Source organism: Lysinibacillus sp. G01H (assembly GCF_028872195.1).
GTDB lineage: Bacteria > Bacillota > Bacilli > Bacillales_A > Planococcaceae > Lysinibacillus > Lysinibacillus capsici.
In genome coordinates this window covers 1,755,511-1,775,353 of the sequence record NZ_CP118397.1, presented here as the reverse complement: position 1 = coordinate 1,775,353, position 19,843 = coordinate 1,755,511, and the positions used below count along the sequence as shown (strand labels likewise).

At 41.5% G+C, this 19,843-nt stretch carries 18 protein-coding genes; 4 read left to right on the top strand and 14 right to left on the bottom strand.

Going from position 1 to position 19,843, the window contains the following annotated elements; genetic code table 11:
* Positions 1-11: 11 nt before the first annotated feature.
* Together PSR12_RS08600 and PSR12_RS08595 are read right to left on the bottom strand one after the other, a co-directional pair.
* Positions 12-1,808 carry a vWA domain-containing protein gene (locus PSR12_RS08600; RefSeq protein WP_274772667.1) on the bottom strand — a complete coding sequence of 599 codons (1,797 nt, stop codon included), beginning with the start codon at positions 1,806-1,808 and terminating at the stop codon, positions 12-14.
* 3 nt (positions 1,809-1,811) lie between these two features.
* Entirely contained in the window at positions 1,812-2,870 is a 1,059-nt protein-coding gene (locus PSR12_RS08595; protein ID WP_221680819.1) for an AAA family ATPase, read from the bottom strand.
* Positions 2,871-3,016: 146 nt separating this feature from the next.
* Between PSR12_RS08595 and PSR12_RS08590 the strand changes: the two genes are divergently transcribed.
* The 3 genes from PSR12_RS08590 (at position 3,017) to PSR12_RS08580 (ending at position 5,817) form a co-directional block, all read left to right on the top strand.
* On the top strand, positions 3,017-4,405 hold the full coding sequence (locus PSR12_RS08590; RefSeq protein ID WP_274772665.1) for a hypothetical protein: 1,389 nt from the start codon (positions 3,017-3,019) through the stop codon (positions 4,403-4,405).
* A gap of 130 nt (positions 4,406-4,535) precedes the next feature.
* Positions 4,536-5,294: a glucosaminidase domain-containing protein gene (locus PSR12_RS08585; RefSeq protein ID WP_048390248.1), complete on the top strand. Its 759-nt coding sequence runs from the start codon at positions 4,536-4,538 to the stop codon at positions 5,292-5,294.
* Positions 5,295-5,400: 106 nt separating this feature from the next.
* Positions 5,401-5,817, top strand: coding sequence for a hypothetical protein (locus PSR12_RS08580; RefSeq protein ID WP_221680817.1), 417 nt, complete (start codon positions 5,401-5,403; stop codon positions 5,815-5,817).
* Here PSR12_RS08580 and PSR12_RS08575 read toward each other — a convergent pair whose 3' ends face one another.
* From PSR12_RS08575 to PSR12_RS08520, 12 genes are all read right to left on the bottom strand, one after another.
* Positions 5,818-6,645, bottom strand: a complete 828-nt coding sequence (locus tag PSR12_RS08575; RefSeq protein WP_221680816.1) for a C40 family peptidase — start codon at positions 6,643-6,645, stop codon at positions 5,818-5,820.
* Positions 6,614-7,426 (bottom strand): serine hydrolase, encoded by an 813-nt coding sequence (locus tag PSR12_RS08570; protein WP_274772660.1) that lies wholly within the window; start codon positions 7,424-7,426, stop codon positions 6,614-6,616. Before PSR12_RS08570 ends, PSR12_RS08575 begins: the two co-directional genes overlap by 32 nt.
* Before the next feature lie 7 nt (positions 7,427-7,433).
* Positions 7,434-8,366, bottom strand: coding sequence for a S66 peptidase family protein (locus PSR12_RS08565; protein WP_221680814.1), 933 nt, complete (start codon positions 8,364-8,366; stop codon positions 7,434-7,436).
* Positions 8,363-9,310, bottom strand: coding sequence for an ATP-binding cassette domain-containing protein (locus tag PSR12_RS08560; protein WP_274772657.1), 948 nt, complete (start codon positions 9,308-9,310; stop codon positions 8,363-8,365). The genes PSR12_RS08565 and PSR12_RS08560 overlap by 4 nt, the downstream gene beginning before the upstream one ends.
* Positions 9,303-10,376 (bottom strand): ABC transporter ATP-binding protein, encoded by a 1,074-nt coding sequence (locus PSR12_RS08555; RefSeq protein ID WP_221680812.1) that lies wholly within the window; start codon positions 10,374-10,376, stop codon positions 9,303-9,305. The genes PSR12_RS08560 and PSR12_RS08555 overlap by 8 nt, the downstream gene beginning before the upstream one ends.
* Positions 10,369-11,343, bottom strand: a complete 975-nt coding sequence (locus tag PSR12_RS08550; RefSeq protein WP_257521844.1) for an ABC transporter permease — start codon at positions 11,341-11,343, stop codon at positions 10,369-10,371. The genes PSR12_RS08555 and PSR12_RS08550 overlap by 8 nt, the downstream gene beginning before the upstream one ends.
* Positions 11,343-12,287, bottom strand: coding sequence for an ABC transporter permease (locus PSR12_RS08545; RefSeq protein ID WP_221680810.1), 945 nt, complete (start codon positions 12,285-12,287; stop codon positions 11,343-11,345). Before PSR12_RS08545 ends, PSR12_RS08550 begins: the two co-directional genes overlap by 1 nt.
* Positions 12,288-12,369: 82 nt before the next feature.
* A complete protein-coding gene (locus PSR12_RS08540; protein WP_257521843.1) occupies positions 12,370-14,199 on the bottom strand; it encodes a peptide ABC transporter substrate-binding protein in 1,830 nt (609 codons plus the stop codon).
* 422 nt (positions 14,200-14,621) lie between these two features.
* On the bottom strand, positions 14,622-15,416 hold the full coding sequence (locus tag PSR12_RS08535; RefSeq protein ID WP_004229439.1) for a M55 family metallopeptidase: 795 nt from the start codon (positions 15,414-15,416) through the stop codon (positions 14,622-14,624).
* Positions 15,413-16,027, bottom strand: a complete 615-nt coding sequence (locus tag PSR12_RS08530; protein WP_263082417.1) for a M15 family metallopeptidase — start codon at positions 16,025-16,027, stop codon at positions 15,413-15,415. Before PSR12_RS08530 ends, PSR12_RS08535 begins: the two co-directional genes overlap by 4 nt.
* A gap of 405 nt (positions 16,028-16,432) precedes the next feature.
* The gene (locus tag PSR12_RS08525; protein ID WP_274772651.1) at positions 16,433-17,491 is read right to left on the bottom strand and encodes a DmpA family aminopeptidase; all 1,059 of its coding nucleotides are present in this window, start codon (positions 17,489-17,491) and stop codon (positions 16,433-16,435) included.
* 1 nt (position 17,492) lies between these two features.
* Positions 17,493-18,191 carry an aspartate/glutamate racemase family protein gene (locus PSR12_RS08520; protein ID WP_257521841.1) on the bottom strand — a complete coding sequence of 233 codons (699 nt, stop codon included), beginning with the start codon at positions 18,189-18,191 and terminating at the stop codon, positions 17,493-17,495.
* Between the two features lie 227 nt (positions 18,192-18,418).
* On the opposite strand from PSR12_RS08520, the gene PSR12_RS08515 reads away from it, so the two are divergent.
* Positions 18,419-19,816, top strand: coding sequence for an alanine/glycine:cation symporter family protein (locus tag PSR12_RS08515; protein ID WP_221680804.1), 1,398 nt, complete (start codon positions 18,419-18,421; stop codon positions 19,814-19,816).
* Positions 19,817-19,843: the final 27 nt, after the last annotated feature.

The window sequence follows — 19,843 nt, the reverse complement described above, 5'->3', positions numbered from 1 at the left end:
GATAGATGAAACTATTTCATTCTAAATACTTCGCCTTTAGGCACAAACGGTAGCTTGGCCCCCTGTGGTAGTACGAAGGCATGCTGTCTTTTAATGGCTAAACGATCACATTGTCCATCTGTAATAATCAGGATAGGACCATCCTTGGGAAAATCCTGTGCTGCTTCAAGTAGCTGTATACCAGGCTGTAACACTGTGCCTCCTCTACCTCTCACCTTCACTTTCGTTAATAGTTCTTCAGGTGCTAGATAGCCCGCATCATAGGCAACAGCATCACAAAATATAACGCGAACAAAGGGGACATCTCTAGCGATGCTATAGCTCGCTATTGTGCCGAGTGCTTTTCCTAGTAAGAGACGGTCCATGGAGCCTGATGTATCAATAAGGACTGCGAAAGTTCGTCCATCTTCCTCACCGCTTTGATGAATCCATCTTGGTCTAGCTATATCAGGTGTCGATGCTTGCCTTCTACTGGGGCGGGTATATGTTCTAACTTTCTCTATCGGTTGAAACATCCGATCAAACCATTTGGCTAATGCCACATCCCAGGCAATAGGAGGCTGTGCTAGGCTACGAATTTCCTCAATGAGCCCTTGTGGCAGATATCCTCTCTCTTGGGTCAAATGATAGCTTAACCCTTGACTCAATGCCCTTCTATAAAAAGCATCTAAATCCACCCCTACCTTGCCTTCCCAAAAATCTGGTGGATTCGTTTCGATCATATCGCCTATGCCCTGCCCTCGAAAGGTTCTTAATTTGCGATACATCCTAATATCTGTAACAATACGATCATAAATAGATTCTGCTGAAAATCCTTTTAATGCTGGATCATATAGCCCGCCAAATGCTGGCATCTCGCCGATTTGCATATCGATGAGCCAGCCATTGATAACATAATCACAAGCAACATTCCATAAGTAGGGATCACGCCCTTGTCTGCGGGTAGCATGGCTTAAACCCGCATGCAGCAATTCGTGTGCCATTAGAAATCGCATTTCCTCATCGGTCATTCCCACAGCCGTATTCAAATAAATCTCCTTTGTTTCCACTGCAATGGCTGCGACCGAGATATCCATTCTTGTACAAATAAGTGGGTCTTCAATTATTGTAAAATCTGCTGCCAAAGCACCAAATAAGGGATAGGAGCTCATAAACCAAGCCTTTGCGCGTTGTGCTTGTGTTACCCTCGTTGTGCCTCCCAATGTGTTTTCTACCCCACCCGCTACTCGAATGGCACTTTGCACGGCTTTCGATAAACCTTCTGCAAATAATGCAGCGAAATCACTGTTCCCTCGATAAAGATAGCCTGTTTGATTTTGTGAAATCACAAAGTCCACTTGGCCTGGCATTGTACTATAGCCTTTCAAATCATCTGGTACACCTTCCCGTAATAATCTTTCATATAATTTTTCCTCAGAGCTAATGGCCTCAAAAAGAGGATTACTCATTTCCTTTGGTGCTTGACCAAATTTTAGCTCTGCTAAAAATTTTGTTATATAGCAGTCACAGGCAATATTCCACAGCTCCTGCTGCTCTTTTGGTTGATGATGATGTAAGCCAAGGTGTAGCAAGCAATGCGCTATCACATATGCCCATTCATTTGGCTGACCTTTTTTATCCTGATTCACATAAATAACACCTGCGCTTGTAACGTAAGCCCAATCCTTTTGAGGCATACTTTCGTACTGCATGTAAACAGCATGACACAACGCCTCGAAAAGGAGATGTGTACAGACAATGTCATGCCCACGTGCGATAGCTTTCTCATTTTTATGCTCCTGTTGTGATGCTTTCTTCTTTTTGGCCATAAGCTACCCTTCCTTTTTGGCTACTAAACGAGGTAAATCTCGGATAACCTCCAGCATAAACCAGGCAGGTAATGCTTCACCCTTTTGCTCTGATACAACCATCTGTGCAATTTCTAAGCTAATGGATGATAGGTCCTTGATCAAGTCTTTGGCTCGAAAGGCTAATTGCCGTTGATTGCCCTTCAATGTCGTATGCTCGTTCGGAAGCTCCTTCAGTAACTGAGCACGGAAGGATTGTGCCATGAAATAAAGCAAATCTCTTTCATCAGGTTGATCGGGCCAACGTAATTCTCCATGAATAATTTTAGCAAGATCATATTTACTCTGCACTTGCTTGATAAAGGCTTTAAATTGACTGGCAGTATGCGCGGATAGGCAGCTACTTGCTAATAGATCAATTGTTTGTTCTTGTAAGCTATTGCCATATGCATACAAACAATCACTTAACATATGCCATGAACGAGGCGTGGAGAAGGGTTCTTCTGTTTTCGGAGGTTCGCTCCATAAATGATCGGGACGCATTTGAATATACTCAATCACATATGGATGTATTTCATGTGTATAGGCCCATTCAAGCCAATCTTTGTGCGATGCCCTAAGCTGAACATGGACCATCCGATTGATTAATGCGGAGGACATCGGCTTAACAATCGCGTTATCCTGAGCCCGATTTCCTGCACCAATAACAATCGTACCCTCTGGCAATGTAAACTCTCCAATCCTGCGTTCATGAATAAGACTATAAAACGCTTTTTGTACTTCCTGTGAGCAAGCATTTAATTCATCTAAAAAAAGGCAATAAGGTTCATCGCGTGCAATCATTTTGGGTGGACAAAAAACACTGTAGCCATCCTTAATCTGCGGAACACCAATAATATCCTCAGGTGCTAGCTGACTGCCCAATAACGATACACAATGTAGCCCTAATTCACTAGCAAAGTTTTCAACAATCGCTGATTTCCCAATGCCAGGTGCTCCCCAAATAAAAACTGGTCTTATTGTCGCTACATTCAGTAGAAAATCATATAGTTGTTTTTGTGTCACATTAAAAATCGTATTCAATCAAAACGCCCTTTCAACTTATTGTTTTAAAGGTTAATAATACCATTTTCTAAGAAATTATTCTTGTCTCTACCATTCTATGAAATTGACTGCCAATTACTAGCTGTGAGAAAATAATAAAAATTGTAGTAGAGAGGTCGTGACCTATGCATAATGGCTTTCAGTTTTTGGCGATTTCACAACTAGCAAAAAGGTTTCCAGCAGACTCTTGGTGGGCAAAGTTTTACAAGGATTTTAGTGAAGATGATCTAGTAGCGTACTATGAGGGGGATTTAACACTTCCCTCTCTTGATTTGGACTGGGATATGCCATTCCCACAACAGGACAAGACCATTCTCATTTTCATCAATGGTCATCTAACCGTAGACACCCTCTATAATTTAGAGACAGATGGGGCAATTGGACTGATAGTGATGGGCAATGTACTCGCTAAAAATATAGCTGTAGGTGGTCAGGAAATCTATGTGCACGGGCATCTGACAGTCGAGAATATATTATGTGGCTCCTACAACCATGGCGAAATGATCGTTAATGGCAATCTTCAGGCAGCAATATTGGTTCAGGATGATGAGTATCGCATCAACGTAAAGGGTCAGAAGTCGATTCCTTGTATCGTAAATATATGGCACGGAGATGGCGTTTTTCAGGAGCTCCCTATCCGTATTGAAGATGTATTAGTAGACGAGATATTTTTACCTGAGGATGAGGATGACATCGGCTTTTCCTTCACTTCACTCGTGGAAATTCTAAAACAAGGGCGTTCTGCACTCACTCAATTTACAAGCGTTCCTCAAAGGACAATAGCAGCTCCTATTTATTTCACGCACCATTCGATCAATGCGGAAAACATACTGAAACTGACTTCGTGTATTCTGATGACACCTGACAAACCTTCTTTCGATTTGACGGAACAGGATGTTTATTTTATGATCCAACGCGCACATACCAATGCTGATGAAGATGTACGCAATGATAGTATTTATATATTGACCTCGCAGTGTCATTATTTTATTTGGCTTAATGAGGATCAATCCGTCTCTCTCTTGACAAAAGCACTAGATGAAGAAGCTGAATGGTGGGATATTACAGCATCTTCCCAGGAGGATTTAGTGGATTTACAACAGCACTGGCTGATGTTGTTAACCTGCATCAATGTAGCAGAACTTTACTTGCACAGTATCGAGGTGCGAGATGTACAACAAATTCTTCAGCATCCTGCGATTCTGGATTTAGACGATGAACATGATGGATTGTGGGATGGTTCCAAATGCTATAGCTTCCGTCAAACCTATTTGGATGATGAAGGCGATAGGATACATGCTCGCATTGAAATTATGACGCCTGATGAAGCGTATTATTTTTATACGCTCGAAAATCAATCCTATGTTGCTCGCCACTATCAGCCTCCTAACGTTTTTGGTCGACAAGAGCTATCTTATTTAAACACGATTCAATGGGAAGCGTCCGAGCGATATTTTGAGAGATTCAAACAATTTATGTCTCAGAATTTTAAGATAGATTTAGGAACTAATTAAGGCAAGAAACGTTCTATGAATGATGAAGTCTATTCAACTATACATCTCTTTCACTCTCTGTAATAATGAGAGATAGCTAAACTTTTAATAGAAGGGAGGGAGATGTGGTCACGACCAACATCCAGCTACAATGAAATACGTGCTAAACTTTTTTAAAGGACTTATGATTGCCGTTGTCGTTATTTGTATTTCGTTTTATATGGTGACACAGTTATTTAATACGACTGAAAGAGAAGAGTCTGTGGTTATTGATGATCGTCCAAGTGTGGAAGAGTTTATCGGTGAGATTGCAGAGACCGCACGAGATCTTGGTGCTGACAATGACTTATATGCATCCGTGATGATAGCCCAGGCGATTCTAGAAAGTGAGCATGGGCAAAGTGGACTTGGCTCTGCCCCTAATTATAATCTTTTTGGAATGAAAGGTAGCTACCAAAATAATTCCGTCACACTCGAAACCACAGAGGATGATGGGTCAGGCAACCTTTCTACCATCATGGCTGACTTCCGCAAATACCCTTCCTATGAAGCATCCATGCAGGATTATGTAAAATTAATGCGTAATGGCGTTTCATGGAATAAAGATTTTTACGCAGGCGTTTTCAAAAGCAACACAACTACCTATACAGATGCGACCAAGTTTTTAACAGGCTCCTATGCAACTGATTCGGCTTACAATGAAAAATTAAATACATTGATCGCAAAATATGACCTTCAACAATATGATAGTCCTGTAAAAGATAAGAAAACCATCACGGTGGCTGATGGCGATTCACTTATGAAGATTGCCGAAGCCTATAATGTGAAAGTGACATCACTTAAGCAATGGAATCAGCTTCGAACAGAACGACTTGAAGCAGGCCAGCAACTCAATATTTATCATTATTAACACAAAACGTCCATGACTCATCTAGGAGTATGGACGTTTTTTCTCATGAAACTAATTCGTTTGTCAAAACGTCTTAGTGTAAAAATACGGAAAGGATAGGAACACAGTGAAGCGTACACAATTGCTCAGTCTTCTCGCCGTTAACCTTGTGCTATTGCCATTGATTCAGCTTAGCTACAACCTATATTTCATAACAAAAATAGCAGAGGGTTCCTTTTATCTTATTATTTTGCCCACTCTTATTATTTTATCGAACCTCTTACTATGTTGTAGTTGGCCAAGAGTAGCAGCTTCTATCCATTGGAGCTTTATCTATGCCGGACAAGCCACTTCTATAGCCTGTTATTTTGTGTGGCATTACGGGCAACTAGAGCCCTATCCAGATATGCCTCCAGGTGAAGCAGTCTTTGATTTATGCATGAGTACATTTTTAATTGGGCTATGGCAGTTCATCGTGTTAGTACTGGTCCATCTCAGTACATTTATCATCCTCAAAATGGGACTGACCTTTAAAAAAGCTTAACTAGTCCTTCTGTGAGTTATATAAAGTACCTACTGCTAGTATGGTCGTGGCTAAATCCTGTCGATAGAGGGGATGTTTGGCATCTAAACTATTAATCGTTACTTCATTCCCACCTAACGATGAATGGACATACAAATCATCGCCCATGTATAAAGCAATATGGCCTGGAAAATAGATTAAATCACCCATCTGCATTTGGTCTTGGTCTATGTTAACGATAGGAAAGCCCTCTACTATTCGGGCATCACGATAAATATAGACACCGTTTAACATATAGGCCATCGAACATAGACCAGAGCAATCAATACCTACTGGCGATTTGCCACCCCATCGATAAGGAGCCGTTAAATAGCTAAGCGCTGTGTCCACCACATTTTCTCGGAACTGCTTCTCTGATAATGACTGTACTGTTATTTTAGGCTGTAGCCATTTTGTTCGAACGTACCCTATTTGCCCTGCCACTAGCTGTACGGCTGACCATTCTTCAGGTACTGCATCGTCTGACATGACACGAATGGAAGAGCCTCTAACAAGCGTTAGCAGCTTTGTACTTTGAATACGTGGCTGCTGCAAAACATCTGCAAAGCTTTGACAGATTACATACTGTGCCTCTTGTTGCCATGTAGACGCAAGAGCCTCCTCTTGTAGTAAATCTGCCTTCTGACAATACCCCTCGTAACGATAGGCCGTTCGAATAGAAACCCATGCGTCATTGACATCCCTGATGATCTCGACGGTCATCCCATAAAGCACTTCATCGACTAATTCAGAAGCTTTATCTGGCATGGCATGCAGGCTAGCAATCATGGCTGTAACGATAGCCTTCATCCTTCTCCCCCTTCCGCTTCACTAGCTGGTCATAGACAACTTTCGATAGACGACCAATGAGTTGGCGCGCCTGATCATTGTCCGTTACATTTGTTATAAAAACACCCATACTATAATCGACTGCATTCGTGTAAAATATCCCTACATCATGATCGATGGTATCCAGTCCGCCTGTTTTATGTGCCAGCCTCACATCATCTATTAGATAGCGCTTTAGGGAGTCATGTACACGCTGACGGCTTAAAATATCAATGACTAGCTTATTGTAAGGAGGTGATAAAAGCTCTTGCTGATAGATACGTGTATAAAGATGCGCCATATCCCTTGCTGATGTGCGATTATCTATGCCCTTTGCTAGCCGATCCACATCCATCATTTTTCGCTGTAGCAATGTATCCTGTAAACCGATATGCTGAAAATAGTCATTCAAATATGCCATGCCAACTACATTGATTAAGACGTTCGTGGCTGTATTATCGCTTGTAATAATCATCCATACTAGCAGATCATAGAAAGTGCTTTGTGTAAGCCTTTGTTCACTAATCACACTAAAATCCACCCAATCAGCTGGTGAAATCATAAGCGTAGAATCAAGTGATAATTTGTTTTTCTCTATATGTGAGAGCAAGGCTAACAGAATCGGCACTTTGATTAAACTAGCACTTGAAAATGAAGCCTCTAGCTGATGACCAATGAGTAACTGATTCGTTGTTAAATTTTTAATAAACAAATGTACCTTGTAGGGCGATTCTTGAATAAGTGTCGTAATTCTCTGCTCCATAGACCACCTATCCAACTACATGGATACGCTGATTGTCCGCATCCATCTTGATGGTTCTTCCTAAAGGAAGCGACATCGTTGGTAAACAATGACCACATGCCAAATCAGCAATAATAGGCTTCCCTAAAGGCATTAGAATTTCTTGAAAAATAGTTTGTAATGATAAGCTGTGTGCTGGCTGCTCGGGATTTTCAGGTTCGCAATTTGTCCAAGCGCCCAATAAAATGCCTGCCACATCATCTAGCTTTCCTGCCAGTTTTAATTGTGTCAGCATACGATCCACCCGTTGCTCCGTTTCATCGATATCTTCTAAAAACAGAATCTTACCTCGTGTATCAATTTCATAGGGTGTGCCTAGTGAAGCTGTCACTAATGTCAAGTTGCCACCGATGAGTTGACCTGAAGCGCTCCCAGGAACCAGTGTGGACATAGGCTGGTGAGAAGGATTTTTTAAGTAGTACGCCTTTCTTTCATTCTCCATAATCAGCTGAATGAACGACTGCCAAGTATAGTCATCCATCTCCTGTCTAATAAATTCTGTGGATGGCATCGGCGTATGATAGGTTACAAAGCCACATAGCTGATTAAAAGCTATATGTAGAGCGGTCACATCACTATAGCCAGCAAATACTTTTGGATTGGCACTTATCAAATCAAAGTCTAATTGGGCTAGAATTTTCGTCGCACCATAACCCCCACGTATACAAAAAATGCCATCAATCATTGGATCACCAAACATACGATGAACATCTGCTACCCGTAAATCATCTGTGCCTGCTAAATAGCCATGTCTTGCGTGACAGGTCTCCCCAACGACTACATTGAGCCCTAGCTTTTCGATACTAGCAATAGCAGGTTGCAGCTTTTCAGGTGGCGTTGCTCCAGAAGCACTAATAAGACCAATTGTGTCACCCTTTTTCAATGCCTTTGGACAAATCATATCTTTTCCTCCCTTTTCAGTGAAGTACGATACTCGGCAAGTTCCTCTTCATTAGCTAAAATAAAATGACCTTCCTCTATTTCAACAAATGAGGGGGGGTTCTCATCATAACGATGCTGTGACGGATCATACACTTCTACAACTTTCTCCCGCTCCTTATAGGGATTTGGCTCTGGTACTGCTGATAACAAAGCCCTTGTGTAAGGATGCAGCGGATGAGCAAAAAGCTTTTCTGTTTCCGCTAGCTCCACAATTTTCCCCTTATAAATGACCGCCGTACGATCCGTAATAAAACGGACAATCGATAAATCATGGGTAATAAATAAAAACGTTAAATGATTTTGCTGTTGAAGGCTTGCTAATAAATTTAATACTTGCGCTCGAATGGACACGTCCAAGGCAGATATTGGCTCATCTGCAATAATAAATTCAGGCTCCATCACTAAAGCCCGAGCAATACCAATACGTTGGCGTTGACCTCCTGAAAACTCATGCGGAAAGCGGCTTGAGAACTCTGGAAGTAGCCCAACGTTCAATAACGCATCGCGCACCTTTTGTTGTCGATCTGCCTCATCTTTATATTTTTTCGAAGGGTATAAGCCCTCTGAGACAATATAATCTACTTTTGCTCGTTCATTTAAAGATGCCATAGGGTCCTGGAATATCATTTGGATTTTTTGCGTAATTTCTCTATCCCAATCTTTAGGTATTTTCCCCTGAATACTTTTGCCATGGTACAAAATTTGTCCCTCTGTGACCTCATTGATGCGCATAATCGCTCGACCAATCGTTGTCTTCCCTGAGCCTGATTCACCTACAATGCCAAATGTTTCGCCTTTAAAAATTTGAAAGCTGACATCATCAATGGCTGTAAACTTATTTTTTCCTTTGCCAAAAACAACAGATAAATTTTTTACTTCTACGAGCACCTCTTTATCAGTCATTCGCATACTGCCTCCCCTCTGCAAAAAATGCTTGTAAGGCTGCTGGAGGCTCTACCTTTGGCGCCAGTGGATCTAACAACCATGTTCGCGCATAATGAGTATCACTGACCTGAAAAAAAGGAGGTCGCTCGATAAAGTCAATTTTTAGTGCATATGGATTGCGTGGCGCAAAACCATCACCTTTGATTTCTTGAAATAGATTAGGAGGCGTGCCCTTAATGGAATACAATTGTTCTCCCTTTGAGCCAAGCTGTGGTAAGGAGGAAATCAGCGCCCACGTATAAGGATGCCTGCTATGAAAGAAAATTTCATGTGTTTCCCCAACCTCGATGACATCGCCCGCGTACATTACGGCAATACGGTCAGCCACTTTTGCGACTACACCTAAATCATGCGTAATATAGACGATTGTTAAGTCGTATTTTTGCTGAAGACTTTTTAAGAGCTGTAAAATTTGTGCCTGAATGGTTACATCCAAAGCTGTCGTTGGCTCATCACATATTAAAATATTCGGCTTACAGGCAATAGCAATCGCAATAACGATGCGTTGGCGCATCCCTCCTGAAAATTCATGTGGGTATTGCTTATAGCGCTTTTGCACATCGGTAATGCCGACATCTGTTAACAGCTTTAGTGTTTCCGCATAGGCTTCCTTGCCTCTTAAGCCCTGATGCATAACCACACATTCTTCAATTTGCTTTCCAATGGTTTTGAGCGGGTTTAACGATGTCATCGGATCCTGTGTCACCATCGCTATTTCCTTGCCACGAATCCCTAGCCATTCTTGCTCTGTTGTGAACTTGCCTAAATCCTGTGCATTGTAAATAATTTGTCCCTGCTTAATGCGACCATTTTTATCAAGCAAGCCCATAATGGATTTCATCAGCACGGATTTACCCGAACCTGATTCGCCCACAATGGCTAAACTTTCTCCCTTGTAGAGGTCGAGTGAAATATCGCGAATCGCTGTTAAAACTCGACCACGTAGCGTAAACTGAATCACTAAATTTTGAATGCCTAATATGCGTGATTTTTTCAATGTCACTCGCTTCCTCTCCTTATACATGGTTTTTCGGATCTGCTGCATCTGCAAAGGAATTACCAATAATATAAAATGCGATCGTAATAACGCTTAGTACAATACTTGGGAAAATAAGCTGATAACGTAGATCTGGTGACATCATAAGGACACGTCCTTCATTAATTAAATTTCCTAAGGATGGCTCACTGATCGGAAGCCCTAAGCCGATATACGTTAAAAAGACTTCGGCCCCAATTGCAAAGGGTATCGCTAAGCTCATGCGTAGCATAATGACAGAAATTAAATAAGGTAATAGATTTTTTAGGATAATACGATAATCAGGTGTGCCTAAGCACTTTGAGGCTAGATTGTATTCGCGGTCACGCAAAATAACAATTTGATTGCGGATAAACCTCGCCATTTCCACCCACCCCGTAATACACATAGCAATAATAATTGTTGAAATACTTGGCCGTAAGATATAGGACATTAAAATGAGCACAATGGTCGTGGGGATATTATCGACAACATTATAAAGCTGTGTTATAGGCGCTTCTAATTTCCTTGAAAAGCCCCACAGCGTACCGATTGTAATCCCCACAACTGCCTCCACTAAAGCTACAACACAGCCGATAAAGAGGGATGTCCGTGTGCCTGCCCAAATACGAGACCATAAATCCTGACCAATTGAATTCGTACCAAACCAAAATTCTGCATTAGGTACCATATTACGTGCCTGCATCCCCGTTTGTTCATCCAAGTAAATTTCAGTTGGTGATTTTTGCGCTGGTAAATAGGGTTGTAGAATCGTAAAGCCAACAATGATGATCACCCCAACTAATAAAAAAACGGCCAGTCGATTTTTCAAAAAGGATTGCCATGTAGACCGCCAATAAGAATAATTTGAATAGCCCGTTTCCTCCGCCTGCCTTGCATCTACTTCAGCAAATTCAAACAAGGTTTCACGCGATTTATTTGAAATATTATTGATTTCATCTGTATACATCCCCATTAACGCACACCCCCTCCCTTGCCTAATTTAATACGAGGGTCGACAAGTGCCATGGCAATATCCCCCAAAACAAGACCAATGATACCCAGGGAAGAGAACACTAACACTAGGCCTTGCACAATCGTATTATCCTGTCGCTGAATAGCATCCACAAGTAAGCCCCCCATCCCCGGAATGGAATACAACGACTCTATATAGATCGAGCCTGTTATCGTAAACAGAATCGTTGCAGGTAAATATTGTGCCATGGGAATAAAGGCATTACGTAATACATGCTTGAACATCAATGTCCGCTCCTTTACGCCCTTTGCCCTAGCTAGCTTAATATAGTCCTTGTTCAGTTCATCCACCATATAGCGTCGCATCCACATCGCGTAGGAGGCAGTTGGAGCCAATGCCATTGACGTAAGTGGAAGAATCCAAGTAACCGGCCTGTATTCATCAAACAGCATCGGTAATTGAAAGAGTTCTGTAATATACATTTGAATAACTAAGTAATAAACGGCTGCTGGGACTGCAACAACAAATACGATGTAGCCTGTCCCAAGTCGATCCAACCAACGTCCCTTACGATAGGCCATCATTATTCCTAACGGCACACCAATCAGGAGTGATAAAGCGACGGCTCCTAAACCAAAGAGCAGAGAATACGTGATTTTATCTGCAATAATCGTCACTACTGGGACATCGGTACGATAAGTCACTGATTTGCCCAAATCCCCCTGCATTAAATTCTTGTAAAAATTCCCCAGTTGGACGAGCATTGGGTCTCGCAAGCCTAGATTTGTTAAGTAAATTTCCTGCTGAGCAGGTGACATTTTATCGGCTGCCGCTCCTAAATAGCCTTCCTCTGGCATTAGCCGTAATAATGAAAAGACAATGGTGATGATAATAAAAAGGGTTAAAACAGATTGTAAGAGTCGTTTTCCTATATACTGCAACATCGCGCCATCCTCCTTTGTCAAAAAGACGAAAGGAGATGCCGACTATTCTTTTCGGTATCTCCTTTTCATCTACGAAATTCTACTACTTTTCAGCATTGGCTAGTGCTTCCGCACGTTCTTGCTCCCATTCGGCAAGCGCTTTTTTAAATTCTTCATTACTCATCGGCTTTTCTAACACCTGCTGGCCTTTAAATTTCTCTGCCGTTACACCAAATGGCGAATATTGTGCCTCGAATGGATTTAATTTAGAAGCCATATAGCCACTACCACCAACTGAATAGGGAATAACAAAGGCTTCATCAATTAAAAATGCTTCTGCCTTCGCAAATAACTCATAGCGCTTGGCTGTGTCAATTGTTTCTTTCGCTTGATCTACAAGATTTTGATATGTTGTTTTACCATTCGCCTCTTTATAGCCTTCTGCTAATTCTGGTTTATTGTAAGTACCATCTACTGTGAAAGGATCTGTATACGTAGATGGATCTGCAAAGTCAGGACCCCAGTTCGCCTCTAAGAGTGCAAATTTACCTGGACGACGTACCTCTGATAAGAAGCCTGTGGATGGACCAGCCTCTACAATAATGTCGACATAATCTGTCCCTAGTAGTTTTTCCATTTGCTGCTCGACTACTTGAGAGCGATTAGCCCAATCCGGCATACCAGCGTTATAAGGCATTAATACTTTCACAGGGAATGTAGCTTTACCCGCTAATGCGGTTTTTGCTTTTTCTTTATACTCCAGGGCCAGCTCTTTATTGAAGGAATCCTCATTGGAAATGGATGTAAGTGGTGCTAGTTGTGTATAATCCACGCCTTCCACATCAACAAAGTTTTTTGGTGTAATGGTATTGCTCAACAAATCTGCTGGATTATATGGCTCAACCGTTAGCATCGCGGACACACGATCAAGCGCATGGAATAAGGATTTGCGGAAATCTTTATTATTGACGGCGATTTTCCAGTTATCAGGCTCGTATTGTGCGTCAAACTGTGGGTTGAAGTTGAGTGCATAAAAGTAGGTATAGAAGTTATTTTGTGTTTGACGAACCTGAGATTTTTTCTTTTCATCTTTAAACCATTCATCAATGATAGAGGTAGGGATACTAGCCGAATCGATTTCGCCACGTAAAAACAGCTCAGGCGCCACAGTTGCCGCTTCTTTATTGTATTTATAGCGAATACGATCAATCAGCACCTTGTCTTTATCCCAGTACGTTTCATTTTTCACAAGAACGCGTTCATTTTGTGGCTCAAATTTATCTAAAATATAGGCACCGTTATAGAGGAAGTTTTCACGTGTTGTGCCAAAATCCTCTCCTTTTTCCGCAATGAACTTGCCATTTACAGGGAAGAAACAAACATAATTCAACATAGAAAGAAAATAGGGTGTCGGCGCCTCTAAAGTATATTCTACTGTATGTTCATCTAGCGCCTTTATGCCTACTTCCTTGAAATCGTTCATCTCGCCATTATAGAAGGCTTCCCCATTTTTCACCACCGTCGCAATCCAAGCTGTCGATGATTCATTTTTAGCATCAAGCACATAGTGTAAGCCATCCACAAAGTCTTGTGCTACAACAGCTGCATATTCCTTGCCCTCATGTGTTACCCATTTTGCGTCATCACGCAATTTGAATGTCCACACCGTAGCATCCTCATTCGAGGACCACTCTTTCGCTAATCCTGGCTGGACCACCCCATAGTTGTCATATTCAATGAGCCCATCCACCATATTCGCAGCCACCGCAAATTCATTTGTTTCTGACGTCTTTAAATAATTTAACGTTTTAATTTCCCCTGAATACACCACTCGATATTCTGATGCTTTTTCACTCGCTGACTTGTCATTACAGGCTACACAAAATAATACGACCAGACATACGAACAGCAACCAATATTTTCTCACAAGCATCCCCCTAGTCATCTTTTTATAATGAAAATCCTATTGGTAGGATGGATTGCACCTTCCCTAGGATCATTCAAACATAAGCTAGGTCTGTCTAATTCGACCATCTATCGGTTCTATCAACTATCAAACCACTCAGACAGCGTGTCCCACTGCTTTTTAATTATCCGTTTATGTGGGGTTAAACTAGATTAAACGCTTTTCAGCTATATGTGAGCGGGTTCTTCGATTTTTTGATCACTTTTCACGTGATTATGAGCGGGTCTCTCAACCTTTTGATCACTTCTCCTGTCTTTGTGAGCGGGTCCACCACTTTTTTGATCACTTCTCACACTTTCAGGAGCGGGTCCCTCACCAAATGGATCACTTCTCACCTTTCAAGAAATAAAATCCTCACTTGATGTAAAAGCTCCCACTAGACCTTTCCATCATGTTAAAAATTGCAGGACACGCAGCACCTCATAAAAATCATGGGTCAAGAACTCCACGGTATTATGTGGTTTGAATTTGGCATTTGGATAAAATGAATTGCGATAGGCTCTTGTATGGTCACGATAAATAATCTCTACCATAAAGTGTTCTGGCAACGTTACCTGTAATGCGGCACGAGGGATCTTCATAGAAGACTCTACCAGTCGCTTGGTTTCCATTATGGTTAGTTGTGGACTGACACTAATCGTCGCATTGCCGATGCCTTCCTTTGTAGCAAACGTGACAATGTGTTCATTTATCGCCTGAATCTCTTCTGTCAACCCCACATCCCCACTTACGAAGGACACGGGCACATCGTGTAACGCTGCTGCATACGTATTGATCAGAAATTCGCTCGCATATTCGCCATTGATTTTGACATCTGCGTATGTGCAAAGCGTGTGGGCTAGTGGGTTGCGCTCACTGCCACCCTTGCTGTGATAACCGATAAAAATAGCACGGTCAAAGCTTTGATCGAGACCTGCTACCATACACATAGGATCATATGTCCAGCCACGGATGACTTTACAGTTGATTGGTAAATTGGAAATGTCTAGATTGCGGGCTGAATCATGTGCGTCCTTTAATAAAATTTCAGTTGCTCCCCCTGCTATCGCTCCTTCAATGGCAGCTTCTACTTCTCGCGTCATTTGTCTTTGAAAAAACTGATAGTCAGGTGCGTTTAACTCGGTCTCACTCCACGAGGTTGTACCTGTAATCCCTTCAATATCTGCACTAATATAAACTTTCATAGAAATCGAAACTCCTTTACATTGTGATTTTGAATTGTTGCGTGTACTGCTCCGTAATGAGCTACCTGTGCATAAACACGTCTAGCCCATGCCACATTGCCATAATCGTAATGCCACCATTCCTCCGCATAGTTCGTAAATCCAGCACGTGTCATACAGTTATACAGCAAACGTCGGTGCTGACAGGCAAGCGGATTTTCTTGCGTATGCTGTTCAAAATAACGGGTCGCTGATTTTTCATTCATTTCATCAAACGCTGTCCCAAGATCGAGGGCTTTACCATGAACATCAGCCAGTGTTACATCGATGGCACCCCCTGTTAAATGGGGGGCTAAATGGGCTGCATCTTTACTTGGAAATGCTACATATTTTTTGGTCGCCTGCATAATCTCTTGTGGTGTTAACTGCGGCATCCTTTTTGCTAATTGCTGAGAAAAATGGCTGAACAAATACTGCTGTACTTGAAATGGGCGATAGCCATCATAAAGTAATAAGCCATACTTTTGAGGTAATAATGTTAATACCTGTTGCAAACGCTCATAGACACCTTCTCTTACATAAATAACGCGTAAACTATTAGAAATCTGTTGCTGATAGTAGATTGGCTTCATAAATACCCTAGGATGAGCACCTGTAAGCTGGATAAGCGGCTCATTGTTTTCACATACAACTGGTGATGGCGAGGGGCTTCCATTTAGAGAGGGTGCTATTGGTTGAAAAAGATTAATAATAACGGAACCCCCTCTTTAAATAGTTAGATAATTCAGTTTTTTAAGTTGAATATTATCACATCTCCCTATCATTGACTAGATAAAAAAAGAATAATTACAAAATAATGGATATACTCTTATAATGATACATATTCCAGCAATTGACGGGTCAAAAAAACACTTATATCCTCTAATTAAGGATTTTATTCATCTTATAGCTCGCTCATGCTAAAAAATTAACGAATCCTGTTTGGTTACCTAAAAAAAGCCATTGAAACACATTTGCTGTTTCAATGGCTTTTTCTTTTATGCCTGATGAAAGGAGTAAGCTTGTACAGTATGACCATTGCGGCCAGTTGTTGTCTGTGCCTGCGATAACGAATTCAGTATCGCTTCCTCAGTCGCTTCCGCTGCGGCTGTAAACAGTTGATTCATGATGGGATGATCCTCACGAAGCTGAATTCTTGTCTCAATAAGCTGATCAGCGGTATGAGGAATACTATGTGCCGTCGTGAAGCCAATCACAATGTCACCACTACCATGTGAAAAATGACTGCCTGTCCGTCCTAAACCGATGCCACAGCGTTTAATGACACGTGTCAATTGTCGACTACTTAGTGGGGCATCTGTCGCAAGGACAATGATAATGGAGCCATCTGTTGGTGATAAGATAGATTGGTTTTGCGTAGTTGAGACTTTGTAATGCTCAGCTAAAAACTCCCCACCTTGTCCAAAATTACTAAGAACTAGACAGCCTACTGTATAGTTCACTTCATTTGATTCTACTTTGACGATGCGAGAGGAAGAACCAATTCCTCCTTTATAACCGAAACACATCATCCCTTTTCCTGCACCAACAGCGCCTTCCTGTGCCGTCTTTGTAGAGGCTTGACGAATGGCTTCTATGGCATGATCAGGTGTCACTGGACAAGCTCGAATCGAATTAAGATAACTATCATTACACTCGCCTACAACGAGATTAATGGTTCCTGTTGTCAGTCCAATGTCTTCATTCCTATCAAGCATATAGCTTAATGTACCTTGTGTAACAGCTGGTACGCCAAAAGTATTGGTTAACATAATGGGCGATTCCAGTACACCTAGTTCATTCACTTGCACAAGTCCCGTTGTTTTCCCAAAGCCATTTAGTACATAGCTTGCCGCTGTTACCTTTTGCTGAAATACATTGCCTCCATGCGGTAAAATGGCTGTAACGCCTGTACACGCATAGGCCCCATTCTGATCTATTGGCTCATCCAATGTCACATGTCCCACTTGGACTCCTTCTACATCGGTGATGCAGTTTTTCTGCCCAACTGGTAACATACCAATTTCAATGCCCAATTGTCTTACTTTTCCCTGCATATTATGCCTCCTCCTGAATCGCCATTAATACAGCAGCCTGTGCATGGATCGCCGTTGTATCAAACACCGGAATGCTGACATCCTCCTGCTGAATCAATAAGCCGATTTCCGTGCAGCCCAAAATTACCCCTTGTGCCCCCGCATGTACAAGCTCCTCGATCACTTGGCTATAGTACGTTTTAGATGCTGGTACAATGGTGCCAAGACACAATTCATCGTAAATAATTCGGTTTACTTCCATTCGGTCGTTGCTGTCAGGCACGATCACCTCTATGCCAAAGCTTTCTACCCTTGCCTTATAAAACGCTTGCTCCATCGTGTACTTTGTGCCAAGAAGCGCTATTTTCTGTAGCCCCGCTTCTTTGATTTGCTTAGCTGTGGCATCCGCAATATGTAAAATAGGAATGGTTATAGCAGGCTCGATAACATCAATGACCTTATGCATTGTATTGGTACAAATGATGACTAGGTCTGCACCTGCCCGCTCCAGTGCTTGTGCAGCTTGAGCTAGCACCTCACCTGCTTTGTCCCACTCACCGTTAGCTTGAAAATGCTCAATTTGCTGGAAATCTACACTAAACAAAATACATTTCGCAGAGTGTAAGCCCCCTAGTCTATGTTTAACCTGTTCATTGATAAGTCTGTAATATTCAGCAGATGACTCCCAGCTCATCCCTCCAATTAAGCCGATTGTTTTCATGTCTACACCACTCCTTTTTTTCTATTATTATACGCCTCTCTCACACAAAAATAAGAAAATTTTCCAAAAGCAATATATGACGCTTGGAAAATAATATATAAAAGGATTTTTCACAATTAATAAATTTGAAATATCAAAATTTTAGTATAATTCATTATATTAAAAAAAGTTGATTTTATATAAAAAAACAGTGTAGACTAAAGCGTATTGTGAAAGGAGGACAACTTATGGAATGGATCTCAACGATAGTTGATAGCGGAAATAATATTTTATGGACATATATCCTCATTATCTTACTTTTAGTAGCAGGATTATATTTTTCATTCGGTACGAAGTTTGTACAAATTCGTCTTTTTCCTGAAATGTTTCGTTTAATTGTAGAAAAAAGAGAGGGCGATTCGGGGGTTTCTCCGTTCCAGGCCTTTACCATTAGTGCTGCTTCACGTGTCGGCACAGGAAATATTACAGGGGTAGCCTTAGCCATTGGTGTAGGCGGACCTGGTGCAGTATTTTGGATGTGGATAATCGCAATTTTAGGGATGGCCACTGCCTTCATTGAAAGCACCTTAGCGCAGGTCTATAAAGTGAAGGATGGCGATACATTCCGTGGTGGACCCGCCTACTATATGGAGAAAGCGTTAGGTCAACGAAAGCTTGGCATTATTTTTAGTATTTTATTAACATTAAGCTTTGGCTTTATTTTTAATGCTGTGCAATCTAACACAATTGCCACTTCAGTCGGCGAAGCCTTCGATGTAAGTCCTAAGATTATTGGGGCTATACTTGTCGTTTTAACTGCCTTAATTATTTTTGGTGGTGTCCATCGTATTGTAAAGGTGACACAAGTTCTTGTCCCGGTTATGGCCATCTTTTATTTGCTTGTTGCTCTTTTTGTTGTGGTGACCAATTTATCGGAAATTCCCCATGTTTTTTCATTAATTTTCACTCATGCATTTGGCCTACAGGAAGCTGCTGGTGGTGCAATTGGTGCTGCAATCATGCAGGGTGTACGTCGCGGTTTATTTTCCAATGAAGCAGGGATGGGGAGTGTGCCGAATGCTGCGGCAACTGCTAATACTTCACATCCTGCTAAGCAAGGACTTGTACAAAGCTTAGGTGTCTTTTTTGATACGATTATGATTTGTACTGCCACTGCGTTTATCATTATTTTAGCGGGCTTATATGATAAAGGTGAGAGTGATGGTATTATTTTGACGCAAAATTCTTTAGCTGTACATGTTGGTGATTGGGCTCCTTATTTTATTGCCATCTCCATCATTTTCTTTGCTTTTAGTTCGATTATTGGTAATTATTATTATGGTGAATCCAATATTGAATTTATGGATGCCCATAAAGCTTGGATGTTTTGCTATCGAATTTTAGTGTTAGTTATGGTTATGTTCGGCTCCATCGCACAAGTACAGCTTGTATGGAATCTTGCTGACCTCTTTATGGGGCTGATGGCGCTTATCAATATCGCCATTATTATGATGCTCGGTAAAATTGCCTTCCTTGTGCTAGACGACTTTACTGAACAACGTAGAGCAGGCAAAAATCCTGTCTTCTATGCAAAATCAATCCCAACCTTAAAAAATACTGACTGTTGGGAAGAAGAAGATCGATAAAATACTGAACGCCACTTCTAAGATTGG